The organism is Streptomyces decoyicus (assembly GCF_019880305.1).
GTDB classification, from domain to species: Bacteria; Actinomycetota; Actinomycetes; order Streptomycetales; family Streptomycetaceae; genus Streptomyces; species Streptomyces decoyicus.
The window spans coordinates 8,010,152-8,034,603 of sequence record NZ_CP082301.1; the positions used below are offsets into that span (position 1 = coordinate 8,010,152).

23 protein-coding genes are annotated in these 24,452 nt (G+C 71.8%); 9 read left to right on the top strand and 14 right to left on the bottom strand.

The window, feature by feature from the left end:
* The first annotated feature begins 71 nt into the window (after positions 1 to 71).
* Positions 72 to 1,280: a glycosyltransferase gene (locus K7C20_RS34970; protein WP_053208653.1), complete on the top strand. Its 1,209-nt coding sequence runs from the start codon at positions 72 to 74 to the stop codon at positions 1,278 to 1,280.
* A 41-nt stretch (positions 1,281 to 1,321) separates the two neighbouring features.
* Here K7C20_RS34970 and K7C20_RS34975 read toward each other — a convergent pair whose 3' ends face one another.
* From K7C20_RS34975 to gmd, 3 genes are read right to left on the bottom strand one after another with little or no spacing between them, the layout of a single operon-like run.
* A complete protein-coding gene (locus K7C20_RS34975; RefSeq protein WP_030079235.1) occupies positions 1,322 to 2,446 on the bottom strand; it encodes a glycosyltransferase in 1,125 nt (374 codons plus the stop codon).
* Positions 2,443 to 2,979: an LbetaH domain-containing protein gene (locus K7C20_RS34980; RefSeq protein ID WP_053208637.1), complete on the bottom strand. Its 537-nt coding sequence runs from the start codon at positions 2,977 to 2,979 to the stop codon at positions 2,443 to 2,445. Before K7C20_RS34980 ends, K7C20_RS34975 begins: the two co-directional genes overlap by 4 nt.
* Entirely contained in the window at positions 2,976 to 3,989 is a 1,014-nt protein-coding gene (gmd, locus tag K7C20_RS34985) for a GDP-mannose 4,6-dehydratase (RefSeq protein WP_030079232.1), read from the bottom strand. Before gmd ends, K7C20_RS34980 begins: the two co-directional genes overlap by 4 nt.
* A 177-nt stretch (positions 3,990 to 4,166) precedes the next feature.
* Between gmd and K7C20_RS34990 the strand changes: the two genes are divergently transcribed.
* Positions 4,167 to 5,111, top strand: coding sequence for a GDP-L-fucose synthase family protein (locus K7C20_RS34990; RefSeq protein WP_030079229.1), 945 nt, complete (start codon positions 4,167 to 4,169; stop codon positions 5,109 to 5,111).
* Positions 5,112 to 5,184: 73 nt separating this feature from the next.
* Here the strand turns inward: K7C20_RS34990 and K7C20_RS34995 are convergent, their stop codons facing one another.
* Positions 5,185 to 6,549, bottom strand: a complete 1,365-nt coding sequence (locus K7C20_RS34995; protein ID WP_053208652.1) for an exopolysaccharide biosynthesis polyprenyl glycosylphosphotransferase — start codon at positions 6,547 to 6,549, stop codon at positions 5,185 to 5,187.
* A 415-nt stretch (positions 6,550 to 6,964) separates the two neighbouring features.
* Between K7C20_RS34995 and K7C20_RS35000 the strand changes: the two genes are divergently transcribed.
* On the top strand, positions 6,965 to 7,642 hold the full coding sequence (locus tag K7C20_RS35000; protein WP_030079225.1) for an AIM24 family protein: 678 nt from the start codon (positions 6,965 to 6,967) through the stop codon (positions 7,640 to 7,642).
* Positions 7,643 to 7,765: 123 nt separating this feature from the next.
* Here K7C20_RS35000 and K7C20_RS35005 read toward each other — a convergent pair whose 3' ends face one another.
* Positions 7,766 to 8,980: an alpha/beta hydrolase family protein gene (locus K7C20_RS35005; RefSeq protein WP_030079223.1), complete on the bottom strand. Its 1,215-nt coding sequence runs from the start codon at positions 8,978 to 8,980 to the stop codon at positions 7,766 to 7,768.
* Positions 8,981 to 9,256: 276 nt separating this feature from the next.
* Between K7C20_RS35005 and K7C20_RS35010 the strand changes: the two genes are divergently transcribed.
* A complete protein-coding gene (locus tag K7C20_RS35010) occupies positions 9,257 to 9,985 on the top strand; it encodes a ribonuclease H family protein (RefSeq protein ID WP_030079221.1) in 729 nt (242 codons plus the stop codon).
* A 156-nt stretch (positions 9,986 to 10,141) separates the two neighbouring features.
* Here K7C20_RS35010 and K7C20_RS35015 read toward each other — a convergent pair whose 3' ends face one another.
* Complete coding sequence (locus K7C20_RS35015) at positions 10,142 to 10,798, bottom strand: maleylpyruvate isomerase N-terminal domain-containing protein (protein ID WP_030079219.1); 657 nt, start codon at positions 10,796 to 10,798, stop codon at positions 10,142 to 10,144.
* A gap of 153 nt (positions 10,799 to 10,951) precedes the next feature.
* On the opposite strand from K7C20_RS35015, the gene K7C20_RS38665 reads away from it, so the two are divergent.
* A complete protein-coding gene (locus K7C20_RS38665; protein WP_245170972.1) occupies positions 10,952 to 11,179 on the top strand; it encodes an ester cyclase in 228 nt (75 codons plus the stop codon).
* Positions 11,180 to 11,260: 81 nt separating this feature from the next.
* Here K7C20_RS38665 and K7C20_RS35025 read toward each other — a convergent pair whose 3' ends face one another.
* A complete protein-coding gene (locus K7C20_RS35025) occupies positions 11,261 to 13,447 on the bottom strand; it encodes an FUSC family protein (RefSeq protein WP_048829141.1) in 2,187 nt (728 codons plus the stop codon).
* Positions 13,448 to 13,914: 467 nt separating this feature from the next.
* On the opposite strand from K7C20_RS35025, the gene K7C20_RS35030 reads away from it, so the two are divergent.
* Positions 13,915 to 14,460: a DUF4232 domain-containing protein gene (locus K7C20_RS35030; RefSeq protein WP_030079213.1), complete on the top strand. Its 546-nt coding sequence runs from the start codon at positions 13,915 to 13,917 to the stop codon at positions 14,458 to 14,460.
* 63 nt (positions 14,461 to 14,523) lie between these two features.
* Here K7C20_RS35030 and K7C20_RS35035 read toward each other — a convergent pair whose 3' ends face one another.
* Positions 14,524 to 15,480, bottom strand: coding sequence for an NAD-dependent epimerase/dehydratase family protein (locus K7C20_RS35035; RefSeq protein ID WP_053208636.1), 957 nt, complete (start codon positions 15,478 to 15,480; stop codon positions 14,524 to 14,526).
* Between the two features lie 218 nt (positions 15,481 to 15,698).
* Here K7C20_RS35035 and K7C20_RS35040 point away from each other — a divergent pair, with 218 nt between their 5' ends.
* A complete protein-coding gene (locus K7C20_RS35040) occupies positions 15,699 to 16,409 on the top strand; it encodes a TetR/AcrR family transcriptional regulator (RefSeq protein WP_030079207.1) in 711 nt (236 codons plus the stop codon).
* A gap of 177 nt (positions 16,410 to 16,586) precedes the next feature.
* Here K7C20_RS35040 and K7C20_RS35045 read toward each other — a convergent pair whose 3' ends face one another.
* From K7C20_RS35045 to K7C20_RS35065, 5 genes are all read right to left on the bottom strand, one after another.
* Complete coding sequence (locus K7C20_RS35045; RefSeq protein WP_053208635.1) at positions 16,587 to 17,174, bottom strand: hypothetical protein; 588 nt, start codon at positions 17,172 to 17,174, stop codon at positions 16,587 to 16,589.
* Between the two features lie 238 nt (positions 17,175 to 17,412).
* Complete coding sequence (locus tag K7C20_RS35050) at positions 17,413 to 18,084, bottom strand: response regulator (protein ID WP_030079203.1); 672 nt, start codon at positions 18,082 to 18,084, stop codon at positions 17,413 to 17,415.
* Positions 18,081 to 19,436 (bottom strand): sensor histidine kinase, encoded by a 1,356-nt coding sequence (locus K7C20_RS35055; RefSeq protein ID WP_053208634.1) that lies wholly within the window; start codon positions 19,434 to 19,436, stop codon positions 18,081 to 18,083. Before K7C20_RS35055 ends, K7C20_RS35050 begins: the two co-directional genes overlap by 4 nt.
* Position 19,437: 1 nt before the next feature.
* Positions 19,438 to 20,598 carry an acyltransferase family protein gene (locus K7C20_RS35060; RefSeq protein WP_030079197.1) on the bottom strand — a complete coding sequence of 387 codons (1,161 nt, stop codon included), beginning with the start codon at positions 20,596 to 20,598 and terminating at the stop codon, positions 19,438 to 19,440.
* A complete protein-coding gene (locus tag K7C20_RS35065; RefSeq protein ID WP_053208633.1) occupies positions 20,591 to 21,559 on the bottom strand; it encodes an alpha/beta hydrolase in 969 nt (322 codons plus the stop codon). The genes K7C20_RS35060 and K7C20_RS35065 overlap by 8 nt, the downstream gene beginning before the upstream one ends.
* A 151-nt stretch (positions 21,560 to 21,710) precedes the next feature.
* On the opposite strand from K7C20_RS35065, the gene K7C20_RS35070 reads away from it, so the two are divergent.
* Together K7C20_RS35070 and K7C20_RS38670 are read left to right on the top strand one after the other, a co-directional pair.
* Complete coding sequence (locus K7C20_RS35070; RefSeq protein ID WP_063753893.1) at positions 21,711 to 22,283, top strand: IPT/TIG domain-containing protein; 573 nt, start codon at positions 21,711 to 21,713, stop codon at positions 22,281 to 22,283.
* Entirely contained in the window at positions 22,262 to 22,495 is a 234-nt protein-coding gene (locus K7C20_RS38670) for a hypothetical protein (RefSeq protein ID WP_245170971.1), read from the top strand. The genes K7C20_RS35070 and K7C20_RS38670 overlap by 22 nt, the downstream gene beginning before the upstream one ends.
* Here the strand turns inward: K7C20_RS38670 and K7C20_RS35075 are convergent.
* Positions 22,422 to 23,867 carry a cellulase family glycosylhydrolase gene (locus K7C20_RS35075; RefSeq protein WP_048829164.1) on the bottom strand — a complete coding sequence of 482 codons (1,446 nt, stop codon included), beginning with the start codon at positions 23,865 to 23,867 and terminating at the stop codon, positions 22,422 to 22,424. The genes K7C20_RS38670 and K7C20_RS35075 overlap by 74 nt on opposite strands.
* Positions 23,868 to 24,452 lie beyond the last annotated feature (585 nt).

Sequence of the window (24,452 nt, forward strand, 5' to 3'; positions counted from 1 at the left end):
ACTCCTACGATGACCGCACATCCAGAGGGGGACCAGTCGTGGAAAACTCGTTCGCGGGCCGGTGTGTGCTCGTGGTCTCGACCAACTACGCACCCGAACACACCGGTATAGGGCCGTACTCGACGCAGATCGCCGAGCACCTGGCCGCAACCGGCGCCGACACCCATGTCCTCGCGGGTATGCCGCACTACCCCGCCTGGCGGGTCGCGGAGGGCTATCGCGGCCGCTGGCGGATACGCGAGCGCCGCGGCGGCGTCACGGTGCACCGCAGGCGCCACACCGTTCCGCCACGTCAGACCGCCCTGCGGCGGGCGCTGTTCGAGGCGAGCGTCCTGGCCCACGGCGCCGTGGCGCCCCCGCGCATCCGCCCCGACGTGGTGCTCACCCAGATGCCCAGCCTGGCCGGGGGAGTGCTGGGCGGGCGCCTCGCGCGACAGGCCGGGGTGCCGCATGTCGTGGTCGTCCAGGACCTGATGGGAGCGGCCGCCGAACAGAGCGGCATCCAGGGCGGTGGCCGGGCGGCCGCCCTGGCCGGGGCGGTGGAGGCCAGGGTCCTGCGCGCGGCGGCCGTCGTCGGGGTGGTGCACGAGTCGTTCGTGGACCGGGTCACGGCGATGGGCGTGCCGCGCGCACGGGTGCATGTGGTGCCCAACTGGACGCATGTGGAGGGCCCGAGCGGTGACCGGGACCAGACCAGGGCGCGCCTGGGCTGGTCCGAGAAGGACACCGTGCTGCTGCACGCCGGCAACATGGGCCTCAAGCAGGGGCTGGAGGTCCTGGTCGAGGCCGCCAGGCTCGCCGATCAGGAGGCCGCGCCCGTACGGATCGTGCTGATGGGCGACGGCAACCAGCGCGCGCATCTGCAACGGCTCGCCGAGGGCGTCTCCTCGCTGTCCTTCCTGCCGCCCGCCGACGCCCAGGAGTTCCCCGATGTGCTCGCCGCCGCCGATGTGCTCGCGGTGACCCAGAAGGCCTCCGTGCTGGACATGAGCCTGCCGTCCAAGCTGACCTCGTACTTCATGACGGGCCGGCCGGTGATCGCCTCGGTGGCCGCCGAAGGGGGCACCGCCCAGGAGGTGCTGCGCTCGGGCGCCGGTTCGGTGATCGCACCGGAGGACCCGAAGGCGCTGCTGGCGGAGGTCCGGGCACTCGCCGACGACCCCGAGCGGGCGTTGCGGCTGGGAGCACGCGGTCCGCAGTACGTCGAGCAGCGGCTGAGCAGCCGGGCCGGCCTGGAGCGGATCACCGCTCTGCTGCGGACCGCGAAGGCCGGCCGGTAGCCGAGGGCGGCGGGAGCGGTGTCCGCACCCGCCGCCCCGGGTCACCCGCCGCCGGGCCGGGCGAGCGAGGCGTACCACTCCTCCAGCCGGTCGGTCACGGCCGCCAGCGAGAAATCCGCCTCGACGGCCGCACGGCCCGCGCCGGTGAGGCGCTCCCGCAGCGTGCGGTCCTCCAGGAGCCGCAGCACCGCGTCCGCCAGCTCTTCCGGCGAACCGTCGGTTACCAGAGCGGCCTCGCGCCGCTGGAGAGCCGCGGCGATACCGCAGCTGTCCGTGCAGACCACCGGCGTGCCCACCGCCAAGGACTCCAGCACGCTCATCGGGAACGGCTCGTCGACGCTGGGCAGGACGTACACCGTCGCCTGCGCGGTCCGTCGCACCGCGGCGTCGTGATCGAGGGCCCCGCCGTACGTCACCACCTCGCCGAGCCCCTCGTCGGCGATCAGCCGCCGGACCTCCGCGAGCCGCCCCTCGTCCGAACCGTGCAGGGTGAACGACACCTCGGGCCGCTTGCGGTGCACCAGGGCCGCCATCCGCACAAAGGCCTCGGGACGTTTGCGACTCTGGAGGCGGGCGAGGAAGAGCACATCCGTCTCGCTCCGCTCGGCGTCGAGGGGCCGGGCACGGACGCCGTTGGGGAGCCGGACCAGGCGTGGCCCGCGCGGCCCCAGCACCTGCCGCAGCCCGGTCTCCTCCTCGTCGGTGAGCACCAGCGCCACCGCCGCCCGGCGCAGCAGCGGGACATAGACCCGGTCGAAGAGCCGCGCCACCGCCGAGCGGCGGGGCTGGACCATGCCGTGCGTCTGCACCAGGAAGGGACGGCGGCGCACCACGGCCACCGCGAGCGCGGCCAGCGAGACCAGATCCCGCCCGGCGTGCAGATGCAGGACGTCGGCCCGGCCCGCCCGCCGCCAGAGCTCCGGCAGCAGCCCCGGGTGGAACAGGCCGAGAAAGCCCTGCCCCGGCACCAGGGTGCGGGCCGGGCGGGCACGGAGCGGCACGCCGTCCACGGACCCCGGGGGCGCGCCCCGCCCCCGCCACAGCGAGACCAGCTCCACCTCGTGGCCCCGCGAGGCCAATTCGCCCAGCTGACCGGTGGCCACGCTCACCGGACCGCCGTACGCCCCGTCATCGCTGACCAGGGTCACGACATGGGTGATCCTCATACGGCACCCCCGGTGGTGTGCACGGCCCCCGCCGGCACATCGCGGTGGGCGACCGCACCGGCGCCGACCACCGCGCCCGCCCCGACGGTGACGCCGCGCAGCACCATGGCGCGGGCGGCCACCCAGGAGCCCGGCTCCAGCCGGATCGGTGCGTTGTCGAACTCGAAGGTGTGCGAGCGCCGTTGATGGCTTCCGGTGCACAGCACGGCGCCCTGCGACACACAGACGTCACTGGCGATGCTGATCGGCTCCAGGTTGATCAGCCAGGAGTCCTCCCCGATCCAGACATCGTCGCCGACCGTCAGTTTCCACGGCCACTGCACCCGCACCCGGTGCCGTATCAGCACCCGTTCGCCGACACGGGCGCCGAAGGCCCGCAGCAGCGGGGGCCGCAGCCGTGGCGGGAACCACCACTTCAGGAACAGGAGGTTGAGGACGGCGAACCAGGCGGCCTGGGTCAGCAGGCCCCTGCCCTTGTCGTAGCCGGCGCCGGTGAAACCGCGCAGCCGGCGGGTGGTGGCGACAGGTGTCATCGGTCCACCCGCACCCGGTGGCCGGAGAGTTCGTCCGCCAACTGCCGTACGTCCGACTCGACCATGATCCGGGCGAGTTCGTCGTACTGCACCTTCGCCGACCAGTCCAGCAGGCGCTTGGCCTTGGATGCGTCACCGATGAGCGCGTCCACTTCGGAGGGGCGCTCGTACTTCGGGTCGAAGCGCACATAGCGCTCCCAGTCCAGCCCCACCGTGCGGAAGGCGGCCTCCAGGAAGTCGCGTACGGTCGCGGCCACCCCGGTCGCCACCACATAGTCGTCCGGCTCGTCCCGCTGGAGCATCAGCCACATGGCCTCGACGTACTCCGGGGCGTAGCCCCAGTCGCGGACGGCGTCGAGGTTGCCCAGATAGAGATGCTCCTGGAGGCCCGCCTGTATGCGGGCCACCGCGCGGGTTATCTTGCGGGTGACGAAGGTTTCGCCGCGCCGCGGGCTCTCGTGGTTGAAGAGGATGCCGTTCACGCCGAACTGGCCGTACGCCTCGCGGTAGTTGACCGTGGACCAGTACGCCATGACCTTGGCGCAGCCGTACGGGCTGCGCGGGTGGAAGGGCGTCGCCTCGTTCTGCGGCGGCGGGGTGGCGCCGAACATCTCCGAGGACGAGGCCTGGTAGAGCCTGGTCTGCACCCCGCCGGCCCGGATGGCCTCCAGCAGCCGTACGGCGCCCAGACCGGTCACATCGCCGGTGTACAGGGGCGCGTCGAAGGAGACCCGGACATGGGACTGGGCCCCGAGGTTGTAGACCTCGTCGGGCTGCACATCACGCAGCAGGTTCACCAGCGCGACCCCGTCCGACAGGTCGACGTGGTGCAGCAGCAGCCGCCGGTCCGGGGTGTGCGGGTCCTGGTAGATGTGGTCGATGCGCTCGGTGTTGAAGCTCGACGAGCGTCTCATCAGCCCGTGCACTTCATAGCCCTTACTCAGCAGCAATTCGGCGAGATATGAACCGTCTTGGCCGGTGATTCCGGTGATGACCGCGGTTTTCGGCATGGCTTCCCCCCACGAGAAGTGATGTACATCGGGATGGATCGATGGAATTCCCACGCGCCGGCGGACCGCGGGGCGTGGACGCTACCTGCTCCGTGGCCGGTGGTCGAGAGCGAAGTGCGGCAGATATTTCCTGAAATAGTCGGTGGACGTATCGGGTTCAATGACACAATCCGGCCCATGGATGACTTGCTGCCCACACCCGCTCGCGTCTTCGTCGCGGGCCACAGAGGTCTGGTGGGATCCGCCGTGGCCCGGCGGCTGACCGCCCAGGGCTATGACGTGCTGACCCGTACGCACGCGGAACTCGACCTGCGTGACGCCGACGCCACCGCGGCCTTTCTGCGCGCGGCCCGGCCCGATGCCGTCGTCCTGGCGGCCGCCAAAGTCGGCGGAATCATGGCGAACAGCACCTACCCCGTGCAGTTCCTGGAGGACAACCTGAGCATCCAGCTCAGCGTCATCGCCGGCGCGCACCACGCCGGCGTCCGCCGGCTGCTGTTCCTCGGATCGAGCTGCATCTACCCCAAGCACGCCGCCCAGCCCATCACCGAAGACGCCCTCCTGAGCGGGCCGTTGGAGCCCACCAACGAGGCGTATGCGATCGCCAAGATCGCCGGTCTGGTCCAGGTCAAGTCCTACCGCCGGCAATACGGTGCCTCCTTCATCTCCGCCATGCCGACGAACCTCTACGGGCCCGGCGACAACTTCGACCTCGAGACCTCGCATGTCCTGCCGGCGCTCATCCGCCGCTTCCACGAGGCCAAGGAGAAGGGACTGGCCGAGCTCACGCTCTGGGGCACCGGCACCCCGCTGCGCGAGTTCCTGCACGTCGATGACCTGGCCGCGGCCTGCGAGGTGCTGCTGCGCCGCTACGACGGCGACGACACCGTCAACGTCGGATGCGGCGAGGACCTGACCATCGCCGACCTGGCCTCCTGTGTCGCCTCCGCGGTGGGATACGAAGGACGGATCTCCTTCGACCCGTCCCGCCCCGACGGCACCCCGCGCAAGCTGCTCGACATCAGCAGGATGCGCGCCCTGGGCTGGTCGCCCACCATCCCGCTGGCCGAGGGCATCGCCCGGACCTACCGGGCGTGGCAGGCGGAGCCGGCCCGGGTGTGACCGGGCCGGTCCCATGGTGTGTGTCCGGCGCCCGCCCCGCGGCGGGGCGGACACACACCGGTGCCCAACGGGTCTAGTACGCACCGCGCCCGTCCACGACGGCACGCACGGTCCGCATCAGCACACCGATGTCGCCGGCGTAGGACCAGTTGTCCACATAGCTCAGGTCCAGTGCGACGGTCTCGTCCCAGGAGAGATCGGAGCGCCCGCTGACCTGCCACAGGCCGGTCAGCCCCGGCTTGACGGATAACCGGCGGACCTCGGTCCCGTCGTACCGCTCGACCTCTTCGGGAAGCGGGGGCCGCGGGCCGACCAGCGACATATGGCCGGCCAGGACATTGAAGAGCTGGGGCAGTTCGTCCAGCGAGAAGCGCCGCAGCAGCCGGCCCACCCGTGTCACCCGGGGGTCCCGCCGGATCTTGAACATCGCCCCGTCGTGCTCGTTCGCCGACTCCAGCGCGACCCGCATCCGGTCGGCGGTGACGACCATCGTGCGGAACTTCCACATCCGGAACGGCATCAGATCCCGGCCGACCCGGATCTGCCAGTAGAACACCGGTCCTGCCGTGGTGAGTCTTATGGCCGCGGCCACCGCGGCGAACACGGGGGCGAGCAGCACGAGCAGCAGCAGGGCACCCAACCGGTCCGTGGCCTGCTTCAGCAGCACCGGAAGGCCCCGCCGGGCCGCCGGGTCTATGTGCATCACGGTCAGGCCCGCCGCCTTCGCGAGCCGGACCCGGTGCTGTGACACATCGATCAGGCCCGGAAGTATGGCCAGATTCCGGCCTCCGTCGTGCAGCGCCCAGGCCAGCCGCCGCACCCGCGCGGCGGACAGCTGACGGCCCGGCGCCACGAAGACGAGATCGGCATCGAGTTCCGCGGCGCACCTGAGCACGGTCTCCCCGTCCAGCGCCCCCTCGGGTGCCTCACCGTCGGAAGCGAGCCGGGCAGGGACGGGCAGCGCCGACTCGGTGGCTTCCTCCCCGACGATGCAGCTGCCGACGACGACGTACGCGTGGTCGGTACCGTGCGCCAACTCCGCGAGCACCAAGTCGACGGCGCCCGCTTCCCCGACGACCAGCACCCGGCGCAATGCCTGCGCACGACGGCGCATGGCGAGCAGGTACCGGTGCACGAGCTGGCGCCGGGCCACGCTCAGTGCCAGGCAGGGCAGCAGCGCGACCACACAGACCTTGAGGCCCACCTCGACCCGTGCACCGACACAGACGACGGCCAGGACGCCGAGCATGGTCAGCCAGTCCCACACGACCGGCAGCACCGTGGCGCCACCGCCCGGCTCATCCCTGGTGTAACGATTCTTCAACGCTCCGACGGCCAGCCACGAAAGGCAGGCCAGCACCGCCGTGAGCCATGGCTGTGGCTGCCGTGTCACGGCGCAGAGCACGCCGACCGGCACCAGGGAACCCACGGCGTCCACCACCAACGCCACCTGCACAAGCCGTCGTTCCGTCGACCTGTGCCCGCCCTTCTGGCTGCGCTCCGGCGCACGATCCAACTTGGCTGTCCCGGCAGGTGATTCGATCACCCGTGATCCGGCAGCTTCTGACAACCCCATGGCCCCCCACTTGGTCGTCCCCTCACTTCCGGCGCGGCTGGAGCCCCCCGGCCACACAACCGCCCCGTGTCGGACGTGACGCTAGAGCACGTTGCGCCCGACTGCTGTGGTTTACCTATTTTGAGTGTTCTTGTGTCTCATTGTTTACAAAGCAACGGACCCGTGATCGCGTTTCGGCCGCCGCTCCGGAGGCCGGTGCCGGGTGGGCCGAGGCGCCTCCGGAGCCGCAGCCGGGCATGCCGGTGTGCCCTCTCCCGGGCCCGCTTAGCATGCTGCCATGAACAGTGATCTCTTCGCGTCCGAGAACATGGCCACGCCGGCCACCGCCCCCGGAATGACACAGCAGAACGCCAAGTCGATCAAGTACGCGCTGGACGGCGAGTGTTATGCGCGGCAGGGCTCGATGATCGCCTACCGCGGGGATCTGCAATTCGAGAAGCAGGGCCAGGGCGTCGGCAAGTTCCTCAAGCGCGCGGTCACCGGCGAGGGGCTGGCGCTGATGGCCATACGGGGCCGGGGCGAAGTGTGGTTCGCCCACGAAGCCGCCAACTGCTTCATCATCGACCTCGCCCCCGGCGACGGCATCACCGTCAACGGCCGCAATGTGCTCTGCTTCGACCCGTCCCTCTCCTACGAGATCAAGGTCGTCAAGGGCGCCGGCATGGTCGGTGGCGGGCTCTTCAACTCCGTCTTCAGCGGCCAGGGCAAGCTGGCCGTGATGTGCGAGGGCAATCCCCTCGTGATCCCCGTCTCCCCGCAGTCCCCGGTCTTCGTCGACACCGATGCGGTGGTCGGCTGGAGCAGCGGCCTGCAGACCTCGCTGCACCGTTCGCAGAGCCTCGGTTCGATGCTCCGCGGCGGTTCCGGCGAGGCCGTCCAACTCCGCCTCGACGGCGAGGGCTTCGTGATCGTACGGCCGAGTGAGCTGCGCCCGGAGAAGACAGCGGGCAACTGATCCGGGCGGGGGCGTGGCGCCGCAGGGGGGCGCGGCGCCTCGCTCGGGCCCGAGGCGGAGCGCGGTCCGCGGCGGGCACGGTCCCGTGGCGGCGAGCTCCGACGGGCCGGCGACGGGAGAGTCTCAGGCCGACGGACCGGAGGCCAGGCGGGCGTCCAGCCAGTCGAAGACCCGCTGTTCGAACAGGGCGCGGCCCAGCGGTTCGCAGTGCAGATGCGCCCCTTCGGCCTCGGAGAAGCCGACCAGCTCCTTGGGCCCCGGCAGGGCGTCGTAGAGACGGCGGGACGCGCCGGGCCAGAAGTTCTCCCCCTCGGGGTCCGTGATGAGCAGCGGGGTGGTGATCCGGTCCGTCACCGGCGCCACCGTGTACGTGGCGACCTCGGTCAGCAGGTCGAAGGGCGCATCGATGCCGTACGGCTTGGCCCGTCGGCGCCACATGGCGGCCAGCGCCGGGTCCTCCTCCAGAGCCTCGGACACCGTGCGGTCGAAGGCCGCCCGGTCGCCGGAGTCCCACAGCTCGTGCAGTTCCGGGCCGAGGTGGTGCCACCAGCTCTCCGCGACATCGACGACGCCCGGATCGGCGACCGCGGCGGCGATCCGGTGCTCGAACGCGAGCGAGCGCGGGACCCAGTAGCCGGCCTGGCTGATCCCGGCCAGTACGAGGCGCTCGGCGTCGACATCGCCGCGGACGGCCAGAAAGTCCACGACCGGCGTGATGACCTTCTCCCAGTCGGGACGGAAGGGGACGCCGTGCTCGAACAGCATGGACTGCTGGCCGGGCCCGTCGAAGAGCAGCGCGCGGTACCCCCGGGCCACCGCCGGCGCACCGAGGAGCGTCCAGGCAGTGGAGAGCGGGGCGTCACTGCCGTTGTTGACGATCACCGTCGGCAGGGCTCCGGAACGGCCCGGCGGGCTGATCAGGTAGCCCGGCAGCGCGGCATCCTCGTACGGGATCGCGACCCACTCGGCAGGCGGGTTCCATCCCGCCCCGAAGCGGTCGAAGCAGTCGCGGTGATCCGCGAAGAGTTCCTGGAGCCGCGCCTGCGCACCGGCGCACCCATCGACTGCCACCAGGGCCGTACCGAAGTACCCGGCCGCCCGGAGAAACGCCGCCCGCGCACTGACCGTCCGCCCGTGCGCGGTGCACTTCTCGGCCTGCGCACGGACCGTGCGGGCGAGCGAGGCCCAGGTCGACACCCATGTCTCCGGGTCGCCGTCCGCCGTGGCGGAGGCGGCGGCCAGTACCTCGCCCACGTCGGCGCCCTGCCGCCATGCCGACCCCAGGGCGAGCATGATCTCGTAGTCGAACTGCTCGTTCTCGCTGAACCGGAACGTCATGGCGACTCCAGGCACGCCGTGCGGACGTTCCCCCTGCCCCGGCGCGGGACGGAGGCCTCCCGTTCCAGCCTAGGAGCCCACCGGGGATGCGCACGCCGGATCGCCGTGCGGGGAAGGGCCGGGGCGGCGCGGGCGACCGTGGGCGCGGGGAGCGTAACCGGACGCGCCGCTCCTTGCCGCCGGGACCGGTGGCGCAGAGTGTGACCCGGGACTCAGGCGGGGGCCGAACACGGAGCGCCGACGGAGGCGGCTTCGCTCGGTGCGCCACCGGCTGGCATGATCGCGCGCATGGCTGAACGCGTGATCGCCGCTTGTGACGGCGCGTCGAAAGGAAATCCCGGGCCCGCGGGCTGGGCCTGGGTCATCGCCGACGGTGCGGAGACCGTCGTCCGGTGGGAGGCCGGGCCGCTGGGCACCGCGACCAACAACGTCGCGGAACTCACGGCACTGGAACGTCTGCTGGCGGCCACCGATCCGGCCGCTCCGATGGAGATCCGGATGGACTCCCAGTACGCGATGAAGGCCGTCACCACCTGGCTGCCCGGATGGAAGCGCAAGGGGTGGAAGACGGCGGCGGGCAAGCCGGTCGCCAACCAGGAACTCGTCATGCGCATCGACGCACTGCTCACGGACCGCTCCGTGGAGTTCCGGTACGTGCCCGCGCACCAAGTGGACGGCGACCCGCTCAATGACTTCGCCGACCGGGCCGCGAGCCAGTCGGCGATCGTCCAGGAGGCCGCCGGCAGCGAGCTCGGCTCCCCGCAGCCGCCGCCCGCCCCTGACACGGTCCGGCCGTCCGGTTCTCGCCGAGGTGCCTCCGGCGCGGTGGCGAAAACGGCGTCCTCGCCGAAGCGGCGCGCCTCGGGGAGTTCGACGCGGACACTCAACGCCAAGTTCCCCGGACGCTGCCGCTGCGGGCGCTCCTACGCGGCGGGCGAGCCCATCACCAAGAACCCGGAGGGCTGGGGGCACCCCGCGTGCCGCTCCGGCGCGGCCGCCGACTGAGCTCCTTCGACGAAGGCTCACGGGGGCACACGGTCCGGACGCGCACGGGACCCAGGGCCTGCTGCCGGATGGGCATGATCCCGGCGTGCACCGCTCAAGGGTGAGGCAGGGCCCCCTGCCTCACCCGCCCGGTCCGGTCCGTCCACAGGGGACGTATCAGCCGAGGACGAGCGGCAGTTTCGCGGCCAGCTCGCCGAGTGCGGCCTTCTCCGCATCGGTCGGTGCCCGGCGGCCGGTGCCGACCAGAAGCGCGTCCTTGTCGCTGAACGACGCGGGGAACGCGGAGTCGGCGAGCTTTTCCAGCGCGGCGCGGGACCGGGCCAGGCCTTCCCTGGGCGGCTCCGTCGCGTCCGGGAGGTGCGCGATCAGGTCGAGGTGGTGCAGCGTCCATTCCAGGACGTACGTGCTGAGGTAGTCGCCCGTCGTGAGGACCTCGTCGCGGGTGCTCACCCGGACGCGGGGGTCGGCGAGTGTGGCGGCGCGTCCGGCGGCGGAGCCGACGTCGTCGAGGTGGAACTTGAGCAGACGTGGTTCCTCGTACGCGGCGGCCAGCCGGACGGTCAGCGCGTCGAGCGGGTCCTCGCCGGTCGGCGGTTGGTTCCCGACGTTCCAGTAGGTCACCGCGTCGACGGTCGGTTCGGTCTCGGCGGGGGTGACGAGGGTGATCAGGACGTCCTGCGCGTCGATGATCAGGTGGCACACGAGGTCCCGCACGAGCCAGCCGGTGCAGCCGGACGGCTGCTCGAGGTCCTTGTCCGGGAGTTCGGCGACCGCCGTGCGCAAGGCTGCCCAAGAGCGTGAGAAGAGATCCACATCGGCACGGTAGTGCGGCACCGCAAGGGCGGACAAGCGAAATCCGGCAGCAACCGCCACGAACGGCACCGGCATGAACGCCCCGCGCAGGGCGACGAGTTTGGCGGCGTCGGCGAGCGGCAGCGCCCCGAGTTCGACCCGCTCACTGTCCGCGTGGACGAACTGGTCGGCGAGGGTGACCGGGTGGTCGCCCGGGTCACCCAGCGCGGCGTCCACCGTGGGGCCCACGCGCGCATGCCGGAGCCGACCGGCCGGAGCTTCGAGAACGAGGCGATCTGGATCTTCACTGTGACCGAGGGGAAGATCACCGAGATCCGGGCGGTCAGCGACCGCCTCGGCCTCTTCCTCCAGCTCGGCTGGACGTGGCCGCAGGCCGCCTAGGACGCTTGGTGGAAGTGCTGGTCACAGCCACCCGTCGAGGACTGCGACCAGCACCCCGGGGCGGCCGGCCGCCAACAGGCGCTAACCGGCCTTGCTCCCCTTGGGCCCCGCCACCGGTACGTCGAGGGGGCGGGCGATGCCCACCACGCCCTCGTCGAGGCGCTGGAGATGGCGCAGCACGCGGAAGGTGACGGAGCCCGACCGAAGGGCACCGGAGCCGGCCGCGTCCAGCATCGCGGCGATGCTGACGCCGGATTCGACCTCGCCTTCGGCGCTCTCCTCCAGCACGCGCGCGACGATGAGATCGATGTTGTGCCCGATCCGCCGGCCGGCGCGTTCCAGGCGCGGGTCGGCCGCGACGGTCTTGCTGTACGGCACCAGTTCGGCCGTCGCCGCCAGGGAACGGGCGTGGTAGGCGCAGGTCTCCAGGAGTGCCACCAGATAACGAGCGGTCTGCCGCCGGACCCGCAGTGGGGTGATCGGATGTGTCAGCGGCTTGGTGGAGGCGCGCAGATCGTCCAGCGCGGTGTCCAGATCGCGCGCCTTGCCCAGCAGGTCGACGGCGGGGCCGCCGCTGAGCTGTTCCACCGCGGCGGAGACGACATCCCGCAACCGGACCAGCACCGTGCCCAGCAGCTCGTCCGTACGGCGGTCGGTGTGCACCGGCAGCACCACCATGGCGGCGATGCTCCCGCAGGCGGCGCCCAGCGCCGTCTCCTCGATGCGCAGCACCAGCACGGACAGGCTGTAGGTGTTGAGCAGGGTGTAGAGCAGCCCGAGCATCGCGGTGACGAAGAAGGACATCAGCGCATACGACAGCGGTGCGCTGAAGAACATCCCGAAGATGCACAGCAGAACGAGTGCGAACGCGGCCCAGGTGTGGTTGCCGACCAGCCCGGCGAGGGCGACACCGGCGACCACGCCGAGCACCGTGCCCACCAGTCGGCGGTAGCCCTTGACGAGGATCTCGCCCGTGGAAGCGGTGTTGAGGAAGACCACCCAGCAGGCCAGCACGGCCCAGTACCAGCGCTGGCTGGACAGGAACTCGCCGCCGATGATGGCCAGGGTCGAGCCCACGGAGACCTGGAACGCCGCCCGGGTGGTGGGCCGTTGCAGCCCGGTGCGGTCCTCCTCCGTGTCCTCGGTCTCTTCGGCCCCGACGATCGCGAGATCCTCGGCGTCGAACTCTTCACGTGAGCGAGTGGTGGCCGGGGAGTCGTCCGATTCGTCCTGCGGCCCGTCCAGCGCCAGCCGCAGACCCAGGACGGCACGTGCGGCCTCACCGAGCCCACGGAAGACGTCCTGGACGACGGACGAGGCGCGCGGCAGATTGTCCTCGTCCCGGTAGCCGAGCAGCCGGTTGCGTACATGGGCCAGTGCGGTGCCGCGGTCGTCGGGCGCGCGCCGTGCGACCAGCAGGAGCAGGGCATTGAGATCCCGGCGCAGGGTGCGGGTCGCGTCGTCCTCGGTCTGGGTACGGGTCGCCGTGGCCGGGACGGGGGCGTGCGGCAGATGCATGGTGAGGGTGTCCGCCCGCTCCGCGCTGCGGGCGTTGAGTATCAGCATGCCCAGCCGTTCGGCGGCGATCTCGGCATCCGCGACGCGGCGTTGCACCAGTCCCGCCGCGGCCGCGTCCCGCGTCCCCTCCTCCAGGCGGCCCTGGATCATCAAGGCCGCTTCGTGCAGCCGGGCGGTGTGCCGCCGCAGGTCGTCGAGGACCTTGTCCAGTTCGTCGGGGCCCGCGTCCAGCAGTTCCAGCTGGGTTGCCAGCAGCTGGGCCAGGCGTGCCCGGAAGGCCGCACGCAGGCGGCCCAGGGTGCGCTGGGGGGTATCCGGGACGACAGCGAACCGTACGACCGCGCTGCATGCGAAGGCGATGCCCAGGGTCAGATACAGCTCGGGGAGGGCGGGGACGGTGGCGTGCACGAACAGCGAGACGAAGTAGACCTGAAAGCCGATCAGGCCGAGTGCGGTGCCGCGGTCACCGAACCGCCGGGAGTAGACGGCACCGAAGATCAGGAGGACGAAGAACACATCACCGGCGATGACCAGGGTGTGCAGCAGCGCCGCCAGCGACATGGCGGTCAGCGCGACGGGCAGGCCCAGCGCAAGGGTGATCGCCTGGCCGCGCACCTCCTTCTCCCTGATCGCGAAGGTGGCGACCATGGCCGCCATGGCGCCCGCGACCATCAAGGTCACGTCGGTGTGGAGCGGTGCGAGGCCGGCGAGGGTGAGCACGATCGCTCCGACCGTCCGCAGCCCCGCCATCAGTCGCAGTAGCCCTGGGTCGGATGCCGCGAAGCGGTCCCAGGTGCTCGTCCCAGCCCGCCGTATCGCTGCGATCACGCTGCCGTACACTCCCACTTCTTGTCGTGCTCCGGAGTGCTCCAGCATCGCACGCCTGATCGGAACGGCTTCCGCCGCATCATCCCCGGCGCAGCCGCGCCCACCTGCGAACTCCTCGTACCCCCTCGAACTCCTCGCATCCCTCGCACCCCTTCGTCCTCCTCGCCCACCCTGGTCTTCACGGTATTAGCGAGGCGTTAGCCGATCATCAGTGGCGGCGCCGAGAGTGAGTGACGCGGAACGAAGAAGAACTCACCGCCCGGATCCGCGGTCCGGCTCCTCCGCATCGTGCCGCCCCTCGTGGGTGGCCGGGGAGAGCCGAGCGGGTCGCACGGCGGGAGTTGCACCGAAGTTTCTCCGGGTTCCGGAGAAGAGGGAGTTGATGACTGATGACCATCCGTGGTCTGCGTACCGCCGCCACCGTCACCGCCGCTGTCGCCCTTGCGGTGGGAGCGAGCGCCGGAATTGCCTCCGCGGCAGGTGCGGGAGGACCCGGCGCGGCCGCGGCCGGCTCGTGCGCACCGGGGACCCTGAAGGTCACGACCACCAGCGCGGGGTCGAGCCAGGCCGGAATGAGTCACTCGGGCACCTACCTGAAGGTGACCAACACCGGCAAGAGCACCTGCGCGATCAACGGTTATGCGGGGCTGGCGCTGGAGGGCGCCGGTCACACGGCCCTGAAGACCACCGCGCACCACGGTGACACCTACTTCGCCACGGACCCGGGCGCGCACCAGGTCACGCTGGAGCCGGGCAAGAGCGCCTTCGCGGACCTGGTCTGGACGCACGCCGGTCCGTCCTCCGCGCAGGCCAAGTACCTCCAGGTGTCTCCGACGGGCAGCAACTCGCACAGCGTCGTGGCGTTCGACAACGCCGTCGACGGCGGGGAGCTGTCGGTGACGGCCTGGTCGGCGAAGCTGCCCAGCGCTTCCTGACCACCACTGGTACACCGAAGGCCGACGCACCGGGCGTCGGCCTTCGGCGTGTGTGCGGCCGGCTCAGCTCCGGGCTCCGGCCAAGAGTGTGCGGTACCAGTCGACGGTGGCGTCGAGGGTCGCATCCAGGGGTGTCGGGTGGACGCCGAAGGTGCGCTCGAAGGCGGCGGAGTCCACGATCTGCGGTTCGGTGTGCTGGTAGAACATCTCCGCGTACTCGTCCATGAACGTCGCGTCGAACGGCCCGAAGGGGCGGGGCTCGGAAAGGGTCACGCTCCGCACCGGGCGCCCCACCCGCTCCTCGATCATCGAGTAGATCTCGCGGGTGGTGACGGCGGGCGCGGTGGGCAGGTGCCAGATCCTGCCGTCGCCTTCCGGGTGGGCGCCGAGCGTGGCGAGTCCGGTCGCCACGTCCCGGATGTCCGTGTAGCTGTGGGGCAGGTCGATGTCGCCCATGCCGAGGACCTCGCCACCGGTCAGGGCGCCGGGGAAGACCGCTCCGCCGAGCGTCGAGTTGAGCACGCCGGGACCGACGAAGTCGGCCGACCGGCCGAGGACGACACGGGCGCGCCCCGCGCGGTGGGCGGCGAGATAGCGCTCGTCCAGCTGCGCCCGCATCCGCCCCTTGCGGCTGGTCGCCCGCCACGGGGTCTCCTCCGTCATCACCTCCCCGTGCGTCGGGCCGTACGGATACAGCGTGTCCAGCACGACCAGACGGGCGCCCGTGGTCTCGACGGCGGCCAGTACCGCCTGTTGGACCCGGGGCATCACCTCGACCTGGCGGTGATAGTCGACGTTCACGCAGTGGTACACGACGGCGGCGCCCTCGACGGCGGCCAACGCCCCCTCGGGCGTGCTCACATCGGCGGCGTGGCGCCCGACGCCCTCGGCGGAGCTGTCCGGGACCGAGCGGCTGACCAGCCGTACGGCGTGACCGCGACGGGCGAGTTCACCGGCGAGCGTGGTGCCTGCGGGGCCGGCACCCAGCACTGCGTGGAGCGAACGTTCTGCGGCAGAAATGGCGGTTCCTTCTCTACGAGCCGATGACGATGGCCAATGACCTGTGACGGGGGAGCGGCGGGCAGACTGTGTTTCGCTCTCTCGCTTCTGTTAGAGACCATAACTCTAGTGATGCATCATCGCAAGAGGAGGGTTGGCTACGATCGGCGACACCCGCTCACACCCGCTCACACCCGGCTCACACGCGCTGGACACCGTCGCGAACGCAGGAGGAGAACATGGCCGCCGAGGCACGGAGTCCCCGGGCCCGCTACCGCGAGCAGAACCGCGCGGAGATCAAGGCGGCCGCGCTTCAGCAGCTCGCCGAAGGGGGCGTTCAAGCCGTGGCGCTCACCCGTATCGCCAAGGACATGGGGCTGTCGGGTCCCGCCCTCTACCGCTACTTCGCGGGCCGGGACGACCTGCTGGGCGAGCTGATCCGGGACGCCTACGACGAGGCGGCACAGGCCGTCGAACGCGTCGACGGAGCGTCCGCCGACGGCGCCCGCGCCACCCTGCACGCCCTCGCCGACGCCTACCGGGGCTGGGCCGTCGCGCAGCCGCACCGCTATCTGCTGATCCAGGGCACCCCGGTCCCCGGCTACGCGGCTCCGCCGGACACCCTGCTCCGTGCGCGGGCCGTCCTGGGCCCGTTCCTGAAGGTGTTCGCCGAAGGCGACCCCACGGAGGCGCTGCGGCCGGTCGTCGACGAAATGGCCGCCTGGGCGCGCCGGGACGCCGATGTCGCCGGCTGGCTGGCGCAGCACACGGGGCCGGCTCCGCACGACGAGGCAGCCGGGACCGCCCTCGCCGGTACGGTGCTGGCCTGGTCCCAACTGCACGGCACGGTCAGCCTGGAGGTGTCCGGCCAGTACGCCGGGATGGGGCACCGGGTGCAGACCCTGCTCACCGCGCAGCTCGACCTCTTGGCCGATTCCTTCCAGCTCTAGCCGCGGGCCCTTGCGCACATCCGCCCCGGCCGTCGCCGCGAGAGCGGGCCCGGCCGGGGCGGAAGGACAACTGGGCGAGGAAGGGCAACTGGGCGAGGCCGAACGGCAATTCGGGCAGAACGGCAGCCCGGGGTGGTGCGCGCAGGCACACCACCCCGGGTCGCCCGGGGACGGTGGTCAGTTCTTGGCGGCCCCGCGCGACGGCGTCCAGTGGTGAACCTTGTAGTCGCCCTTCTCCAGGGTCTCGAACGGGGCGGAGCCCAGGCACTTGCCGACGCTGTTCTTCGGCACGCCGTCCATGGCCCAGCTGTAGCCCAGCCGGTCCTTCTTGCCGCTGTCCAGCACGGTGAAGCCGAACCGCTTGCCCCTGAGGTCCCCGATCTCCGGCAGGCCCGGTGCGCCCTTGAAGTGCGACTCGGTCACGATGCCGGTGGCGACGGCCACCGGGCCACCGGTCACCAGGCAGTCGATACGGCCCCGGAAATATCCGCCCCAGTCCTTGCCGAAATGATGGCTCACGTAGAACGTGCCGCGCGCCTTGTCGGCGAACCCGTGGGCGTTGATGCGGAAGTGGACGTTGTCGCCGGGCTGTCGCGCGAGCTTGGCGGAGCCCGTCAGCGACGGTTCGTCGGCGCTGTGCCGGGCGGGCCGGGGCCCGGCCTCGGCAGCCGCGGCCGGCCCGGTCGTGCCCAGGGTCAGCGCGGTCGCCGTAGCGGCGGCGAGAGCGGTGGCGGCCACGACGAACGGGCGGCGGGTGAGGGGCATCGCTTCCTCCTGTGGATGCGGTCATCGACCGGAATCGGGGCGGCAGGGAGGCGATTCCCTGCCGCACACCACGGTCCCGTTCGCCGCTTCGCCCCGCATCGCTCCCCAGGCGGGGGCCGCTCCGCCGCACGGCGGAAGGGTGAGGGGTACGGGAGGCCGATGCGGTGCCGGGGCCGCCCACTTCACCGTCGGCTCTCCCCGCGGCCGCCGCTACGTCAGCGCCCTGCCGGAGGGCGGCTCAATATCCGGCCGGGCGTATCAGCCCCGTCTCATACGCGAAGACGGCGGCCTGTGTCCGGTCGCGCAGGCCCAGTTTGACCAGGATCCGGCCCACATGGCTCTTCACGGTCTGCTCCGCCACCACCAGACGCTCCGCGATCTCCCCGTTCGACAGGCCCTGGGCGATCAGGGCCAGCACCTCGGTCTCGCGTTCCGTCAGGTCACCGACACGGTCCCTGAGCGGGGTGCGAGGTGAGCTGGTGACCCGGGAGAACTCGGCGATGAGGCGCTTGGTGATGTTCGGCGCGAGCAGGGCGTCGCCCGCCGCCACCACCCGTACCGCCTGGGCGAGTTCGGCCGCGGAGGCGTCCTTCAGCAGAAACCCGGAGGCGCCCGCGCGCAGCGCCTCGTACACGTACTCGTCGAGGTCGAAGGTGGTCAGGACCAGGATCTTGACGGTGGCGCCGGCAGGTCCGGTGAGCTGACGGGTCGCCTCGATGCCGCCGAGCCGGGGCATCCGGACGTCCATCAGGACCACGTCCGGGGCGAGTTCGGCGGCCTGGGCAACGGCGTCGAGGCCGTCGACGGCCTGGCCGATGACCTCGATGCCGGGTTCGGCGTTGAGCAGCACCGTGAACCCCTGTCGGACCATGATCTGGTCGTCGGCGATCAGCACACGGATGGGCGTCATGGGGCATCCTCACCGGGTTCGGCAGGCTTGGTGGTGTCAGTGGGAAGGAGCGCGGTGACTTCGTAGCCGCCGTCGGGAGTGGGGCCGGTGGCCAGTTCGCCGCCAAGCATGGCGGTGCGCTCCTGCATGCCCAGCAACCCGTGGCCGGCGCCCGGCGAGGGTGGGGCGGGCCGGTCCGGCGCGGTGTTGGTGACACGCAGGGCGAGCCCGCCGGACCGGTACCCGATGTCCACCCGCACTGCCGCTCCGGGCGCGTGCCGCATCGCGTTGCTGAGCGCCTCCTGGACGATACGGAACGCCGACAGGTCCACTCCCGGCGGCAGCGGCCGCGGCTCGCCGGTGGTCTCGGTGATGACCGCGAGGCCCGTTCCGCGCACCTTGCCGACCAGCTCGTCCAGCCGGCCGAGGGTGGGCTGCGGGGCATGCCGTACCCCGTCGGACGGGGCGTCCTCCGAGCGCAGTACGCCCAGGACCCGGCGGAGTTCGGTGAGCGCCTCGACGGCGTTCTCGCGGATGCCCGCGAGATTCTCCTTCAGTTCGTCGGTGGGTTCCTTGACCAGGTGCGGGGCCACCTGCGCCTGGATGGATATCACCGACATGTGGTGGGCTACCACATCGTGCAGCTCACGGGCGATCCGGTTGCGCTCCTCCAGAAGGGTGCGCCGGGCCCGCTCGTCCGCGGTGCGCACTTCCTGTTCGACGAGTTGGCTCCGGGCCACCCGGCGGCCGCGCAGCGAGGCGCCCACCACCACCGCGGTCGTGCAGGTCACGGCGTCCTGAATGAGGCTCGGCTGCTGGGCGGGGGCCGCGAAGGCCAGTGCGGCCCATGCCGACAGGAGGGTGAGCCCCCATGCCTCGGCCGCGACCCGGGGGCGGACCCGCAGCGCGAGGAGGAACAGCACAAAGGTGTGCAGTGCGATCCCCGGGAAGCTCCAGGACCACAGCGGGGCGTGGCTGACTTTGGTCTCGCCGACGGTCCTGGCCAGGAAAAGCGCAAGCGTCGACAGCCACCAGGCGGGCACCGGACGGGACAACGCGAGGATGGCGGCGCCCGACTGGAGCACGACGAGCAACATCACGGCCGTCGCCAGGGCCGTGTCCACGGCTGTTGTCGCGGAGGACGTCGGGGCCGGCGCGAGTTGCGGCTCGTACTGATTCCCGTTGGCCAGACCCATCAGCACCGCGAACAGCACCGCGTGGGCATGCGGCAGCCGGCCCAGCCAGCGCAGGCTCGGCAGTGGATCGCGCGCCACCGTCCACAGGTCCTCGCGCAGGGTGCGTGGCACCGCCTGCACGGCTTCCCACAGCCGCAGCCCCCCTTTTGTCCCGCCCCCCTCGGTCACACGACGCATCCTAAGCACGCCGCACCGCCGTGGTCCGTGCGGGACGCCCCTCCTGTACCACCCGGGAGCCGCTCCGCCGCCCTTGCTCGTACGTACGGAACGCGGCCCAGCACATCAGCAGCGTCAGCGCGAACACCGGCAGCCAGGCCAGCCGGGCGAGCACCCAACCGAAGCCGGTGGGGACGGTGTGCAGACCGGGCAGCGGTTCGCCCGCCAGCAGCCCGACCGCCGTCACCGCCATCAGCGCGGTCTGGTGCCACAGGAAGACCGTCATCGCCGACAGATTCGTCAGGGCCACCGCCGCCCAGAGCGCGGGGCGTTGCAGCATCCGGCGCAGCGGGCCGATCAGGAGCAGTGCCGCCCCCGACTGGGCGAGACCGAAGGTGACGGCCGCGAGAGTGGGTGGGTTGAGGTTGGATATGCCGGCGCCGGGCACCCCGACCATGGCGGCGGGGTAGCCGGCCCCTACGACGAGTCCGGCGGTGGCGGTGCCGCCACCGAGCAGCAGCACCCAGCCGGTCGGACGGCTCCGCAGCCCGCCCCGGGCCCAGGCCGCACCCAGGCAGTACGGGACCAGCCAGCCCGCCAGGACATTGATCCAGCCGAGCCAGGCCGGCCCGCCCAGGCCGAACCGGATCAGGTCGATGTGCAGGACGACGGCGAGCGGCCACAGCGGATGCAGCCTGGCGACCAGCGGGGTCGCCGCCGTCAGCGCCATGAGGACCACCAGGAACCAGAGCGGGGACAGCGCCAGTTTGCCCAGTGTACGAACGGTCTCCAGGCCGGTGCCGGAGGCGAGCAGCGCGCCCGCCACCACGCTCCACACCACCAGGACGGCCGCAACCGGTCGCAACAGCCGGGCTGTCCGGGCGCGGAGCCACCGCCCGTACGTGCCGCCCCCGGCACGCGTGGCGGCACAACTCCTCGCCGCCATCCGGCCGCCCACCAGAAAGAACACCGCAAGGGTCTGGAAAACCCAGGAAACCGGGGCGAGTTGCGGCATGTGGTGCAGCGGGCCGACGACGTGCACCGCGCCGCTGTCGGCGACCAGGGCGGTCACCAGCCAGTGCCCGAGCACCACGCCGAGGATGGCGAGCGCACGCAGTGCGTCGACGCCACGGTCACGATCGGGCGGGGTCGCGGCGGCGATCCGCCGGACGAGGTCACGCACGGTGGTCCTCCTCGGCAGGGTCCTGCCCGGAGACGATCCGGGCGAGGTTCCGCAGGGATACGGAACCGGGCGCCAGGTAGTCGCTGTGCCCGCCGGCACCTGCCGGGAAGAGCCGGGCGCCGAAGGCGGGCGAGACCGGGTCGGACCCCAACCCCAGCGTGAAGAAGGGAAGGTGTACCTGGGTGTGCGGCACGTCGGCGATCCAGTCGTCGTCGCCGCGGCCGGCCCACACGGTCGCTCGGGTGTGCAGCCCGGCGACGCTGTCGGCACCGGCCCCGGGGCTGCCGTACAGGACGATGTCCGCGGCATCGAGCCCCGAAGCAGCCCGGCCGCAGACCACGGAACCGTAGGAATGGCAGAGGACGGTGATCCGGGCGGGCGGCCGAACCGCGGCCACCTCACGTACGAACGCCCGGAGTTGGGGAGCGGCCTCCTCGGCGAGGCCCGGTGTCACGACCCGGGTGCTCAAGGTGCCCGGCGTCTCGTATCCGACCCAGGCGATGACGGCGGACCGGTCGCCCAGCTCCTGCCGGAGCGCCGTCGCACCGGCCCGCAGGCGTCCGTATCGGTCGAGGTTGGTGTCCGACCCCGGCACCAGTACGGCGATCCGGTCGGCCCGCGCCAGGTCGCCGACGACCTCGACGGTGCGGCCCCCGTTGCGGCCGTCGAAGGACAGGAACTGCCGCCCCGGACCGGCCATGACGCGCAGTGCGCCGGCCCGCGCCCGGTCGCCGTGGCCCTCGGCCACCCGCTCCGCCGCACGGATGCCGGCGCGGTTGACGGCATACCGCTCGGCGAGGGCGCCGGGGCCGGGGGACCGCAGCGGTGCGAGGGCCACCGGGACAGGTGCCGGAACGGCCGAGGGGCGGGCCGCACCCGACACGGGTACGGCCACCGAGGCGGCGACGAGTGCGGCGAGCAGGGTGCGCAGCGGGCGGCTGCCGGGCGGGCGGGGCGCCATGAGGGAGGGTCCTTCCGTTCCGGAAGCCGGTCGTGCTTCCGCAACCGAAGCTATGGATCACCCCACTTGCTCGGCGTCCCGCCGTGGAGCGCACTTCCCGCGTAGCTCTCAGGTACTAGGGGTAGGGGGCGACGGACACCGCGGCGGACGGATGCGGCCGAACGAGGGCTCCACCGGCGGCGGTGCCGCGGTGACTCTGACCGGCACCGGCCTCGAGAATGCCAGCGAGGTGCGCTTCGGCACCAAGTCGGCCACCATCACGGCCAATACGGCCACGTCCGTGTCGGTGGTCGCTCCCTCGGGAGCCGGCGTGGTCGCTGCCACGGTGACGACCCCCGGGGGGACCAGCAACCCGGTGGTCTTCTACTACGTTCCCCCGCCCGTCATCCTCGACGTCTCGCCCACTTCCGGGCCCGTGGCGGGCGGTGCCACGATCACCGTCACCGGGCGCGGCCTCGCCACCACGACGTCCGTGGCGTTCGGCGCGACGGTGGTGGCGCCGACAGTGGTGTCCGACAGCCAACTCACCGTCGTGAGCCCGGCCCACGCGACGGGGCAGGCGGCCCTGGTCGTCACCGCCCTCGGCGGGAGCGACACCGCGTCCGGGACGTTCGGCTTCGTGGCCCCACCGACCGTCACGGGCTCCAGCCCCCTCACGGCCTCCCCGCGGGCGGCACCCTGGTCGACATCACCGGCACCGGTCTGTCGACGACCACCGGCGTGACCTTCGGCGGCGTCCCGGCCACGTTCGCCGTGCTGTCCGACACCCGGGTCGCCGCCGTCGCCCCCACCCATGCCCCGGGCGCGGTCACCATCGCGCTCACCACCACGGGCGGCGGCGCCACGGCACGGGCGTGTTCATCTACCTCCTCGGCTGACAGGGCGGGGAGGGCGGACGGGCCCGCACTTGTCCACGTGCCGAGACGGTCACCGTGACTCGCCCGGAGGCGCCTGGCTGCGTCCGTACCCGGATCGTGCCCCGCTCCCCGGCCGGCACGACACGTGGCCAGGCCGTGGCCGGGCCTTGCACCGACATCTGCCATCCCGTGGCCGTAGACGGCGTGGACAGTTCGCTGACGCCGGACCGTCCCGAGGCGTCGTAGACAAGGCGGAACGTCCGCGTCGTGGGGTCGTAGCGCTGCTCGCGTACGGTGCCTGCGACGGCGGGCGCATAGGGGCGTGCGGTCTGTTCCTTGTTGGCCTGGTAGCGGCCGTCCTTGTAGACGGCGCAGTACCCGCCGCCGTAGCACCACTCCCAGCCTGCCCAGCCGGAGCTGTAGCGGTCGAGGGAGGCGAGAGCATCACCGTAGAAGCGCGCCATGTGGGGCAGCGAGCTGTCCCGGGGGCCCCACTCGCCGACGACGACCGGTATGCGCTGGGCGCTCGGATAGCGGGTGACGGCGTTCTCATAGGCTTCGAGCCAGTGCGCCGAGGGGTCGTAGTCGCCGCCGGCTTCCATCGTGGCGTTGTAGAAGTGCGGCGCGTAGACGACCTTGGGGTCGTGGATGCGGCCGAGGCCGGTGGGCAGCCCCTCGCCGACGATCGGGGTGGGTTCGACGAACAGCCGGTGGTGGCGGTCGGCCGTGCGGATCGCGGCCGCGATCCGGTGGTACATAGGGGTCAGCTGTTCGGCCTCGATGCGGTGGGCGGCTGCCGGAAGGTCCTCGCCCGCGCGGAGCCGCCCCATGGGTTCGTTGATCAGGTCATAGCCGAACACGGCTGGGTGGTGGGCAAAGCGCTGGGCGAGCACGCGCCACATACGGGCTTGCGCCCGCTGGAGGTCGGAGTCCTCATAGAGGTGCTCGAAGGCCGCCTGCACGGCGGGCTCGAAGTACTCCGCGAACCAGTCGTCCGGGTGCGGGGTGAAGGGCAGGCCGTCGGTGCGGGTCGCCCACTCGGGGATGCCCCGATGACCGAACTCGGGTCCGAAGACGTCCTGGTGCGCGTCGATGACGACCTGGATGCGCCAGCGGTGGGCCCAGTTGAGGATCCGTTCGATCTTACGGAGATAGCGCGCGCTGTAGTGGCCGGGTCGCGGTTCCAGGTCGTCCCAGAAGACCAGGAGGCGTGCGAAGTCGAAGCCCTGGTCGTGCAGATCCCGGAAGTGCCGCTGGGTGAGGGCGCTGAGCGCATCGGCGCCGCGGTGCGCCTTGTCCCCGACGTTCCAGCCGCGCAGGGTGAGCGTGCGCCCGTGGTCGTCGGTGAGCGGCGGTGGTGACGGCGTCGCGTCCGCGCGTGCCGCGGCCGGTGACAGCAGCGCGATGACGGTGGCCAGGACCGTCCCCGCCTTGACGATGAATCCGCGCATGACCATGGTCCCCCCAGGCTTCGCACCGACACGCCTTCCGGACAGATGGCCCAGTGCCCTGACAGCCAAACCTGCGCCGCGGGCCCCGGCACGGCTCCCAGCCATGGGGAGGGAGAGCGACGAGGGGCCCGGACCGTCGAACGGTCCGGGCTTTCCGCCGTGCCCGGGAGCCGGGGCGGTGCCGCGCCTGCCGGTCCGGGCCGACGGAAGCCGGTGGCGCCGTCGCGGCCATCGGAGGATCGGGTGCGGACGACCACCGGAGCACCGGCACCGTGCACCGGGAGCCGGCAGGCGCCCCCGGCCGCCGACGGAGCGGAGGCCGCATCAGGACAGGTGCGCAAGCTGCCGCCGTTGGTGTCAGAGGGGGGCCGTGCCTTGCGTGGTGTGTGGAGTGAGACGGCGGGGGAGTGCAGGGTCGGCGTGGGCATCGGTCTTGTGCCCGGCCGGCCGGCTCCCGGGCCCCGTCGGCCGGTGGTGATGCCGGGACGGCCCCGACGCCACGGCTGAACGCGGCCCCGTTCGGGGCGCCCGGCGGTACAAGGGCGGAGCCCGGACCAGTGGAGCGCGAGGCGAAGGGCGTGTGTC